The sequence below is a fragment of the Pediococcus damnosus genome (assembly GCF_001437255.1).
GTDB classification, from domain to species: domain Bacteria; phylum Bacillota; class Bacilli; order Lactobacillales; family Lactobacillaceae; genus Pediococcus; species Pediococcus damnosus.
Genome location: NZ_JQBD01000013.1, coordinates 25,563 through 35,805 on the forward strand (window position 1 = coordinate 25,563; position 10,243 = coordinate 35,805).

The 10,243-nt window shown below is 38.4% G+C and carries 10 protein-coding genes; 3 read left to right on the forward strand and 7 right to left on the reverse strand.

The annotated features are described in order from the left end of the window. Window positions 1-60: 60 nt before the first annotated feature. The 3 genes from IV84_RS03205 to trpX are packed head-to-tail and all read right to left on the reverse strand — an operon-like array spanning window position 61 to window position 2,733. A complete protein-coding gene (locus IV84_RS03205; protein ID WP_046872312.1) occupies window positions 61-825 on the reverse strand; it encodes an ABC transporter ATP-binding protein in 765 nt (254 codons plus the stop codon). Beyond that, complete coding sequence (locus IV84_RS03210) at window positions 818-1,744, reverse strand: ABC transporter permease (protein WP_056986096.1); 927 nt, start codon at window positions 1,742-1,744, stop codon at window positions 818-820. Before IV84_RS03210 ends, IV84_RS03205 begins: the two co-directional genes overlap by 8 nt. After that, on the reverse strand, window positions 1,741-2,733 hold the full coding sequence (gene trpX / locus IV84_RS03215) for a tryptophan ABC transporter substrate-binding protein (protein WP_046872310.1): 993 nt from the start codon (window positions 2,731-2,733) through the stop codon (window positions 1,741-1,743). Before trpX ends, IV84_RS03210 begins: the two co-directional genes overlap by 4 nt. A gap of 596 nt (window positions 2,734-3,329) precedes the next feature. Between trpX and abc-f the strand changes: the two genes are divergently transcribed. Together abc-f and IV84_RS03225 are read left to right on the forward strand one after the other, a co-directional pair. Beyond that, a complete protein-coding gene (gene abc-f, locus IV84_RS03220) occupies window positions 3,330-4,838 on the forward strand; it encodes a ribosomal protection-like ABC-F family protein (RefSeq protein ID WP_046872309.1) in 1,509 nt (502 codons plus the stop codon). A 125-nt stretch (window positions 4,839-4,963) separates the two neighbouring features. Then, on the forward strand, window positions 4,964-5,275 hold the full coding sequence (locus IV84_RS03225) for a hypothetical protein (protein ID WP_046872308.1): 312 nt from the start codon (window positions 4,964-4,966) through the stop codon (window positions 5,273-5,275). A gap of 52 nt (window positions 5,276-5,327) precedes the next feature. On the opposite strand, the gene IV84_RS10870 is transcribed toward IV84_RS03225, so the two are convergent. Genes IV84_RS10870 through IV84_RS03235 form a run of 3 tightly spaced genes read right to left on the reverse strand, consistent with a single transcriptional unit; the run spans window position 5,328 to window position 8,274 of the window. Further along, window positions 5,328-5,504, reverse strand: a complete 177-nt coding sequence (locus tag IV84_RS10870; RefSeq protein ID WP_155387000.1) for a hypothetical protein — start codon at window positions 5,502-5,504, stop codon at window positions 5,328-5,330. A 12-nt stretch (window positions 5,505-5,516) separates the two neighbouring features. Further along, complete coding sequence (locus IV84_RS03230; protein ID WP_046872307.1) at window positions 5,517-6,872, reverse strand: PTS sugar transporter subunit IIC; 1,356 nt, start codon at window positions 6,870-6,872, stop codon at window positions 5,517-5,519. A gap of 28 nt (window positions 6,873-6,900) precedes the next feature. Then, window positions 6,901-8,274 (reverse strand): glycoside hydrolase family 1 protein, encoded by a 1,374-nt coding sequence (locus tag IV84_RS03235; protein WP_056986097.1) that lies wholly within the window; start codon window positions 8,272-8,274, stop codon window positions 6,901-6,903. A 196-nt stretch (window positions 8,275-8,470) separates the two neighbouring features. On the opposite strand from IV84_RS03235, the gene IV84_RS03240 reads away from it, so the two are divergent. After that, window positions 8,471-9,184, forward strand: a complete 714-nt coding sequence (locus IV84_RS03240; protein ID WP_046872305.1) for a GntR family transcriptional regulator — start codon at window positions 8,471-8,473, stop codon at window positions 9,182-9,184. A 55-nt stretch (window positions 9,185-9,239) separates the two neighbouring features. Here the strand turns inward: IV84_RS03240 and IV84_RS03245 are convergent, their stop codons facing one another. After that, on the reverse strand, window positions 9,240-9,941 hold the full coding sequence (locus tag IV84_RS03245; RefSeq protein ID WP_046872304.1) for a GntR family transcriptional regulator: 702 nt from the start codon (window positions 9,939-9,941) through the stop codon (window positions 9,240-9,242). Between the last annotated feature and the right edge of the window lie 302 nt (window positions 9,942-10,243).

The window sequence follows — 10,243 nt, forward strand, 5'->3', positions numbered from 1 at the left end:
ATAGTGTTGATAGAGAAACATCTATCAACACGTTAGAACGAAGTGTCAGGACAACTATTTTCAAATCTCAAAGTACTTATACAGATCGTCCATTGTCAGTTTTTGTTTTTCAGCACCAGTCACATCAATTTTAATTTGACCTTTGTCCAATACAATTAACCGATTGCCATATTTTAACGCATCCTCCAAATGATGGGTGATCATCAAACAGGTTAGCTTGTCTTCCCGAATTCGATCATCGGTGGCCTTTAATAATTCCCGACTGGTTTTGGGATCCAAAGCTGCCGTGTGTTCATCCAAAAGTAAGATATCTGGACGTTTAATTGTGGCCATCAAGAAACTTAAGGCTTGGCGCTGGCCACCAGACAATTCACCAGCGGGCGTATTTAAACGTTTGCTGAGATCATTTTCCATGGTACTGGTTATTTCCTGAAAATGAGGCATTTGGCGTTTTAATCCTCGGAAAACTAATCCCCGACGCGCGCCGCGTTTTTCAGCCAGCAATAAGTTTTCCGAAACGGTCATGCGAGGGGCTGTTCCCAATTTAGGATCTTGGAAAACCCGACTTAAAAAACGAGTCCGTTTTTCTTCGGAAAGGTGGGTGACATCCTTATCGTTAACTAAAATGTGGCCATCATCGACTGCTAAATTACCACCAATTGTATTGAAAAGGGTGGACTTGCCGGCCCCGTTTGAACCAAGAATGGTAATGAAATCGCCCGGATAGACTTTTAAATTTATTCCCCGAAGAATCTTTTGTTCATCAGGAGTATGGCGGTTCACATAAGTTGTGACATTTTGAAGTTCTAAAATTGGATTAGTCATGATTGCGCACCTTCTTATCTGGGAGTGGAGTCTTCACACTATTTTTTATCAGATTGTCTAAATGCAACGCCTTGCGAAGCATCGGTAACATCAAACACAGGGCCAATACGATTGAAGAAATTAAATTCAAATCGTTGGTACTGAAGCCAAGTTGCAAAACAATTAATAAAACGAATCGGTATAAAATACTGCCACAGGTTACCGCAACTAATCGTTGGTTCATTGACAGGTTGCCAAACACCACTTCGCCAATAATGATGGAAGCTAAGCCAATGACGATGATTCCAATGCCCATGTTCACATCGGCATAGCCATCACTTTGCGCCACAAGAGCTCCAGATAAAGCAATGAGGCCATTAGAAACCATCAAGCCCATAATTTTCATGCTGTCGATGTGAATGTCAAGCGATTTGGCCATCGTTTCGTTATCGCCAGTTGCGATGAATGCCTGACCTAAATCAGTTTGCAAGAACATTGCTAAAAGGGCGGTGACGATAATCACGATGATTAAGCCAAGGGTGACACTGTCGAAATATTTGGGTAATGATTCTAGAAAATGATTAGTGAATAAACTTTGTTTACCAAGGAGCGAAATGTTGGAAGTGCCCATGATCCGTAGATTAATTGAATAACAGGCGGTCATGACCAAAATTCCGGCTAATAAAATTGGAATGCGGCCCTTCGTGTAGAGCAAACCGGTTACGAGACCTGCGACCATGCCGACTACAATGGCCAACAGAGTGGCTAAAATAGGTGACATGCCGTGGCTAATTGCGGCGACACAAACCGCGGCACCCATTGGAAATGTACCTTCAACGGTCATATCAGGGAAGTCGAGAATTCGGAAAGTTAAAAATAATCCGATTCCCAAGATGCCCCAGAGAAATCCTTGTCCAATTGCTGATGTAATTAAGCTCATTTGAATAACTCCCCTTTCGTTTCGGCGGTTTTGATGAGAGATTCGGGAATGTGAATCCCAAGTTTCTTGGCCTGTTTAAGATTAATTGTCAATTCCCCATGTTTTACAAATTGAATGGGAGTGGAAGCTGGTTTTTTACCCTTTAGGATCTTACCAGCCATTTGTCCGGTCATCACACCCAATTTGTATTGGTTCACACTGTAAGTTGCGACACCGCCTTGTTTAACCATTGAATCGACAGCTGGAAAAACAGGAATCTTGGCGTTGTTTGCGTTTTTGACTAACGTCTGCATGGCACCAGCAATTGTGTTATCCGTTGGCACGTAAACGGCGTCAACATTTTGCAGCATGGTTTGGGAAACTTGGTTCAGGTCATTCGAGTTTGAAATCGAGTAGGCCTTTAAAGTTATTTTTTCCTCAGCACAAAGCTTCTTGAATAGCTTATACTGGGTAACCGCCGAGTTATCACTGGAAGTGTAGATGATTCCGAGTGTCTTCATGTTTGGCATTAACTTTCGGATCAGATCCAGTTGTTCTTTTAATGGGGCCTGATCGGAAACACCGGTGATGTTGCCGCCAGGGTGGGACTCATTTTTTACTAAACCAGCACCTTTGGGATCGGTAACTGCCCCTAACACGATTGGCGTTTTGGTTGTGACATCGGCTAATGATTGTGAAGATGGGGTGGTAATACCAATCATGAGGTCCGCGTTTTCATTCTCAAATTTTTCACTCATTGATTTCAAGTTGCTTTGGTTTCCCTGAGCGTTTTGATAATCAATTTTGACTGTTTTGCCTTTCACAAACCCTTCCGATTTCAAACCCGCGATGGTTCCCTTTTGAATTTGAGCTAAAGCTGGTTGATTCATCAACTGGAGAATTCCAACTGTGGGAACCTTGGGTTTAGCAGTTTGTTTGGCATTACCTTGAAAAAATGCAAAACCAAGAAAAATAAAAATTGCTGCAATAAATGTAATTAAGCGTTTCATAACCTCTGCTCCTTTTTGTGTTGTGCACATGGGATTGAAATTTTTGAGAAAGAAAAAAGAACAATCCCATTGCAGGATTGTTCTTAATAAATCGAAACAAAACCCACATGAATATTATAATCCATGCGGGCTTTTTTCTACGTCAAAATTAGCCGGCAAGATACGATCTGTATGCATCCAGGTCGTATCTTGCCATAAGACAAACTACAACCTAATTACCGGCTTTGCCAACGATTATTTAGTTGTGTGTTTGTCTTTGTCATATGTCTAGCCAACTTTCTTTATTAATTAATTATGAGTATAGATATATTTTTATCGGGTGTCAAGCTAGTTTTAAAATTTTTTTTATTAAATATGCATGAGATAAATTGTAATCATAGACGGTACCAGTGAACCATGCTATACTTTAGAAAATTATAAAAGTGAGGGATCTGCCATTGAGAAATTAAGCTAATTCTGTTGAATCTGTGAGTAAACCTGTCATAGGGAGTGCTCTGCAGTTTTTCAGGATCAGCTAATCTTTCTCGATGAGCAGGTCTTTTTGTATGCTCATTTTTAGCTAGTCTTGAAAAAAGCTAGAAATATGAGGTACCTATATGTCTAAAATTGAAATTAAAAATCTTACGTTTGGTTATGAAACACAAGGAAATCTGTTATTTGATCATGTCAATCTAAATCTGGATAGTAATTGGAAACTCGGTTTGATTGGACGTAATGGTCGCGGTAAAACGACCTTTTTAAACCTATTGCAAAATAAATTGGCTTATCAAGGCACGATCATAGCCAACTTAGCCTTTGATTATTTCCCCCAAACAATCACGAATCCCAATCAACTGACTTTTTATGTGTTAAATGATTTGGGGGTTGATGAGCAGTGGAAAGTAGAACGCGAATTAAATTTATTGGGAACGAATCCCGATATTTTATGGCGAAAGTTTACCAGTTTATCTGGTGGTGAACAGACCAAAGTTCTCTTAGCCAGTCTGTTTACACAAGGGTTTAATTTTCCTCTGATTGATGAACCCACGAATCATCTGGATATCAAAGCCCGTGACCAAGTAGCGGCTTATTTAAAACAAAAGAAACAAGGCTTTATTGTGATTAGTCATGACCGTAACTTTGTGAATCAGGTGGCCGATCACACATTATCGATTGAAAAATCGAATATTCTTATGTACCAAGGCAATTTTGCCACTTATGAGGAACAGAAAAAATTGTCGGATATCCATGAAAAAATGGAGAATGCCAAACTCAAGAAGAGTATCACACGCCTTAAACAGACTGCGGCAGAAAAGGCTGAGTGGTCACGGTCTAAAGAGGGCGATAAGTATGGAAATCCGCATAAGAAGGGCAGCGGGGCAGTATACGATACGGGTGCGATTGGCGCCCGCGCGGCCCGCACAATGAAACGGTCACTAACTTTGAAGCGGCATATGGAAAATGATATTCATGAAAAAGAAAAATTGCTGAAAAATATTGAGTATATTGATCCTTTAACGATGAATTTCCAACCCAGTTATCATGATCGGTTGTTGACAGTAAAAAAGTTAACTCTCCAGTATCAAGACACTTCGCAACCACTGTTTGAGCCGATCTCGTTTGATCTAAAGAAAGGTAATTGTGTTGGGATTGTTGGACCGAATGGTGCTGGGAAATCCACATTGGTGCGGGCCATTTTAGGAGATTTTACTGGCAAGATAAACGGTGAGATTGTGCAACCGCAGCATTTAACAATCAGTTATGTGCGTCAAAGTTATGATGATAATCGAGGAACCCTGCAGCAATTTGCCGAACAACAACATCTAAATTACCAGGAGTTCTTAAATAATTTGCACAAGCTTGGCCTGGAACGCAACGTGTTTACGACTAAAATTGAACACATGAGTATGGGCCAGCAGAAAAAGGTTGAGTTGGCAAAATCTTTATCGATTCCAGCAGAATTATATTTGTGGGACGAGCCGCTTAATTATCTGGACATCTTTAATCAGGAACAGTTGGAAACACTAATTACTTCAGTAAAGCCTTCCATGCTGATTATCGAACACGATCGTGAGTTTATTAAACATGTGACGACGGATGTGGTGGAGTTGAAAACGATTAAGTAGCGTGGAAAATCGTTGAGTAAACTGAAAAAAATACGTAAAAAAAGCGACAGATTATGGTAAAATGAGTGTAAACGGATATACTTAAAATTAAAAAGTATATACAAACTATTAAAGGAGATCTGAACATGGCTCATTTGATTTACACGGTTTTATTGACGGCTTTGGGATTACTTTGTATTTTTGTTCCACTATGGCTGTTAGTGAGAGCTAACAAGTCCATTTCAATGAAAATTGAACCAACGGACGATGATAGCAAAGTCTTTTATACTTATGTTTGGTTTTATGAAACTGGCAAGCTCAGCGTGTTAAACAGTGATGCTTATCAGGTTGGAAAAGAAGTTCAGGCAACAAATGCTGGTAAGTATATTATTCAGAAAGTAAATAAAGAAGTCTTATTTATGGGGATGCAAAGAAAATATGAGTTTGTTTTAGAATAATCTTTGAAATCAAAAAATGAGATTCGCTTAATTGCGAATCTCATTTTTTTGATTACTTTGATTTCTGATCTTTAAGCTTCCAAACTTTGTATAGATCATAACTGAATAGAATAAAGATAGCAATGGTACTGACAGTGGTGATTGTCAGGCCAAATGATACGAGATCAACAATCGACAAAATCAACATGAAGATTGCACCAATTAAACTAAAGATTAGTTTTCCGTTCATAAATATCACGACCTAAGCATTTTGTTGTTCGGCTTGTACTTTAGCAACACGTTCACTAATTCGCATGAATGGAAGATAAAGAAAAACACCGAGAATAATAATGAACAATTGAAGCACAGGAGCTCGCCAATCACCAGCCGTTGAGAGATAAGGCCCAATTAGTGGCGGTGTTGTCCAGGGAACCAGAATCACGGTTCTCCGTACCCAACCAGCTGCAGTTGCGGCATATCCGATGATACTTCCAATAGTTGGAAATAGTACAAAAGGAATCATCATTGGTAAGTTGAAAACGATTGGATAACCAAAGATCATTGGTTCGTTAATGTTAAATATTCCTGGAGCCAATGATAAGCTGGCAACCTGTCGTGAGGATTTAACTTTGCTAAAAATTAAAATGGCAATGATTAATGAAATCGTACTTCCTGAACCACCAATCAACGTGTAGCTACTTACAAATGATGTTGTGATGATATTTGGAATATGTGCAAATGAATGAGAATGTGCATATGCAGTCATATTTGCATTCATATTAATTAAGACTAAGGGATCCATCAAAGTTCCAGAAATAACAGTTTGGTGAATACCAAGTGTAAATAGGAAGTTGGCAACGGTGTAAATAACACAAAAACCAACAATGTTTGTATTAAAGCCACGTAATGGTTCTTGAATCCAAGTTTTGATCAAATTGATTAAATCAGTATTGAAAAAGCCTGATAATAATGCAGCAACAATAGCAAAAATTGACATTAAGATTAAAGCAGGGAGCAAGACACTAAATGATGATGAAACTGCAGGTGGAACATTGTCCCCTAAATGGATCTGTAAACTTTTGTAGCCTGACAATTTAATGAAAATACCGGTGGCTAGTAAACCAACAATAATACCACCAAACATTCCTTGAGTACCAGCATTAAGATAGCTAATTCCGCCTGTAACGGTGGCCATCTTGGCACCGCCTGATGCTACGGTACCTAAGGAAATGTTTCCTGGCATCATAATTAATAAGCAAGCTAGTGACATTGCGGATGCCGCAATTGGATCATTAAAACCCTTATTTTTTGCTAAAGCATATCCAATCATAGGGGCGACTAATAATCCAGCAACGTTTAAAGTACCATTACTAATTGCATTGCCGAAAACCTGTACTTTTGTTAATGTGTCCCCATGAAATATCCATGTAAATACAGTGTTATTGAGTAGTACACCCAGACCAGCAATGATAAACACAGGTAAAATAACTGCGAAAGCATCACGTAAGGAACGGAGATAAACCCAGTTACCAACTTTAACGGAGACCTCGGTAAACTTAGTAATAAAACTCGAATTTTCAAGCTTATCACTTGAACTTTGGTTTTTATCTTCACTCATAAGTTTTTTCCTCCTTTATTTGAGTAATTTATTTAAGATCATTGCCATTTGAGGCGATGACTTTTTTAAACCAACCATAACTTTTCTTTGGAATGCGTTTCATGTCGCGTAAATCATGATTACCACGATTGACATAAACCATTCCGTAACGTTTTTCCATATTCCCAGAAGAACTTGGAATATCAATTAATCCCCAACCAAGATAGCCAATTACTGGAACACCATCTTCAAACATGGCATCTTTCATGGCTTGGATGTGGGCGCGATGATACTCAATTCGATAGTCATCTTGAATTTCGTGACCATCGTAGGTTTCGCGAACGCCAATCCCATTTTCGATTGGAAACATTGGGATGCCATAACTGTTATACGTTTTTGTGAGAATATCACGGAAACCAAGTGGATCAATGGACCAACCCCATTCGGAAACCTTCAAGAATGGATTTTCTTTGCCACCAGCGTCTAGATAATAATTTGGGAGGGTACCATCTGAAACGATAGTGCTGCTGATCGTGACACTTTGATAATAGCTAAATGCGATAAAGTCACTAGATAATTGATTGAATACGGCTTGATCCGCTTCGGTAAAGTCCATGTTGATGCCATGATTCTTCACAAAAGTAAGAACTTCGTTTGAATAGTGACCATTCGTGAAAACGTCTAACAAGTTGCGGTTCAAGAATTCATCGATTTGACGCGCATATTGCACATCCTTTGGTAGGGATGAAGCTGGATAAACTTCACTATAGGCAAGCATCCCACCAATTAAATCATCTGTTTGTTTATGTAGATAGTTGGCAACACCTGCATGAGCTAACATGACGTGATGTGAGATTTGATACAGTTCGTCGTCAGTTCGATCACCTTTAAGATAGCCTGCAATCCGAAATGCTTCTGATGTCGAATATAAGTTTTGTTCATTAAAGGTGATCCAATACTTAACCCGATCACCGAAGCAATCGATCATTTTCTCGCCATATTTAATAAACGCATTGACTACATGACGATCTGAAAAGCCGTTGTATTGCTCGGCAAGATGAAGCGGCATATCAAAATGATAAAGGCAAATCATTGGTTGAATGTGGCGGGCCAATAATTCATTAATTAAATTATCGTAGAATTTGATGCCTTCTTCGTTAAATTTGCCATCACCTTCTGGATTAACCCGACTCCAGGAAACTTGGAATCGATAACAGTTCATTCCTTGGTTGGCCATAAGATCTAAATCTTCGGGGTAGTTGTGATAATCATCAATTGCAACTTTCCAGTCCGAAGAGTTTTCTGTGGCCGGAAACGTGTCATAGACGGACTTTCCTTTTCCGCCTTCGTTATAACCTCCTTCTGTTTGCATACTTGACACTGAATTTCCCCAAAGGAAGTCTTTGGGCATTTCTTTTTTCATATTTCTATCTCCGCCTTTCTTGAATCCGGTTTCATTATATAACCATAACAATAACTATGTAAAGTCTTTTATTTAAAAAGTATATACATTTATTTTAATGACCGTAGTATTGAAACAGTGTATCTTGTAAAATGCTGTATAAAATAAGGACTTAAAAGGGTAAAATGGATTTAATAAGAGATCAGAGGAAAATAAAATGTATAAATATCAAGAAATATCTGAAAAAATTAGAGAAGAAATTGTTAATGGTAACTTTAAGGCTGGTGGATTATTACCGGATCAGAACCAGTTGGCTGAAGCTTACGATACAACGAGGATCACAATTAGAAAGGCAATTCAATCGTTAATTATTGAGGGAATTGTCTATACAAAACGTGGTGCAGGAACTTTTGTACGGAAGGATTATTTACAAAACTTAGATGAAGGGAATTCCATTGATAAACCGCTTGGGACAACTCGCACACATCCTAATAAAAAGGTGACTAGTAAAGTATTGAACTTAGATGCACGGTTGCCAAATCAAGAAGAGCAGGCTAACTTGATGATTACAGCGACCGAGCCGGTTTATGTGATCGATCGAGTACGTTACATTAATAAAAAAGTTTATAGTTATGAACATACAATCATGCCGACTGCAGTTGCGCAAATTACAAGAGAAATTTTGGAAGGCTCTATTTATAGTTATTTAATGGATAAATGCCATTTAACAATTTCTGGATCACATCGAATTGTGAAGGCAGACAAGGCAACACAACAAGACACTAAGGCTTTGGGTATAGGGGAAGGGGAACCAGTGCTTGTTATTCAGCAGGTTAGCTATCTCGAGGATGGTGAACCTTTTGAATTTTCAAAGTCACGGTTTCCATATCAAACGAGCCAAGTGACTGCAGATGTAAATTTGAAGAACTAGGTTAAACAAAAAAGACCTCCTCATTTTGAGGAAGCCTTTTTAGAAACATTAAGTATTAATTTCCCGACTGATTTGTCACATGAAAATAGAAGCTAAGATTCGGGTAAACATAAATGGTTTGGGAAAAATTAAAAAGCACATCATTTTTATAATAATTTGATTGCTGCAAGACCATACAAGTTGTTTTAGGTTCTAGTCCAAGCAAGTTTGCCTGTTCACTTGTTAACTTATCTTGAGACAAATATTGATCACAGTTATTAATTCGAATGCCATATTTTCGATCAATGTAATCGAAAATCGAATGATTAATACTAACTAAAGATAGGGAAGGAACCTCGCTTTTAACATAGTAGGCATATTCGAGACTATAAAGTTGCTTGTTGATGTAGCGGAGCCTGATGATGCGATGCAACGCCTCACCATTACGGGCACCAAATTCTTTTGCCAAGGATTCATCTGCATGAATTTCGTCAAAAGTCACAATTTTAGATGTCATCTGTGTGTGATACCGGGTGCGACTATTGCCCATGGTTAAATTCACAACAGTGTGTTTAGCCTGACTGATATCATTAATGAAATAGCCGCTGCCTTGAACACGGCGGACCAATCCCTTTTGGGCCACAATATCGATGGCTTTCCGAATGGTGTTGCGACTGACGTTATATCTTTCCATCAACTGATGTTCAGTGGGAAGCTTTTGACTAAAGAGCTTATTTTCTATTGAATGAATCAAATCATCCGCAATGTCATGATACATTGAAGGCTACCTCCAATCTCAAATTATTTAACTAGGTCAATTTGTACCTACCTATGTCACTCCTTATTGTAATGAAAACGGTTTAATAGCCAACTAGTTTGATAGGAAAAGCACATATTATTTACAATAAGAGCATACTTTTCCTTTAAAACGGGCGTTTTCAAGAAAATTGAATTTAATGAATAAGGAACAAATTATATTCATTTATTTTATAAATATTAATCTTTTTACTGACATGAGAGGGATAGCAAGTTTATTTTTAAAAAAATCGAGGTTAGTGTAAGGTTTTCCTAGATGGTCAA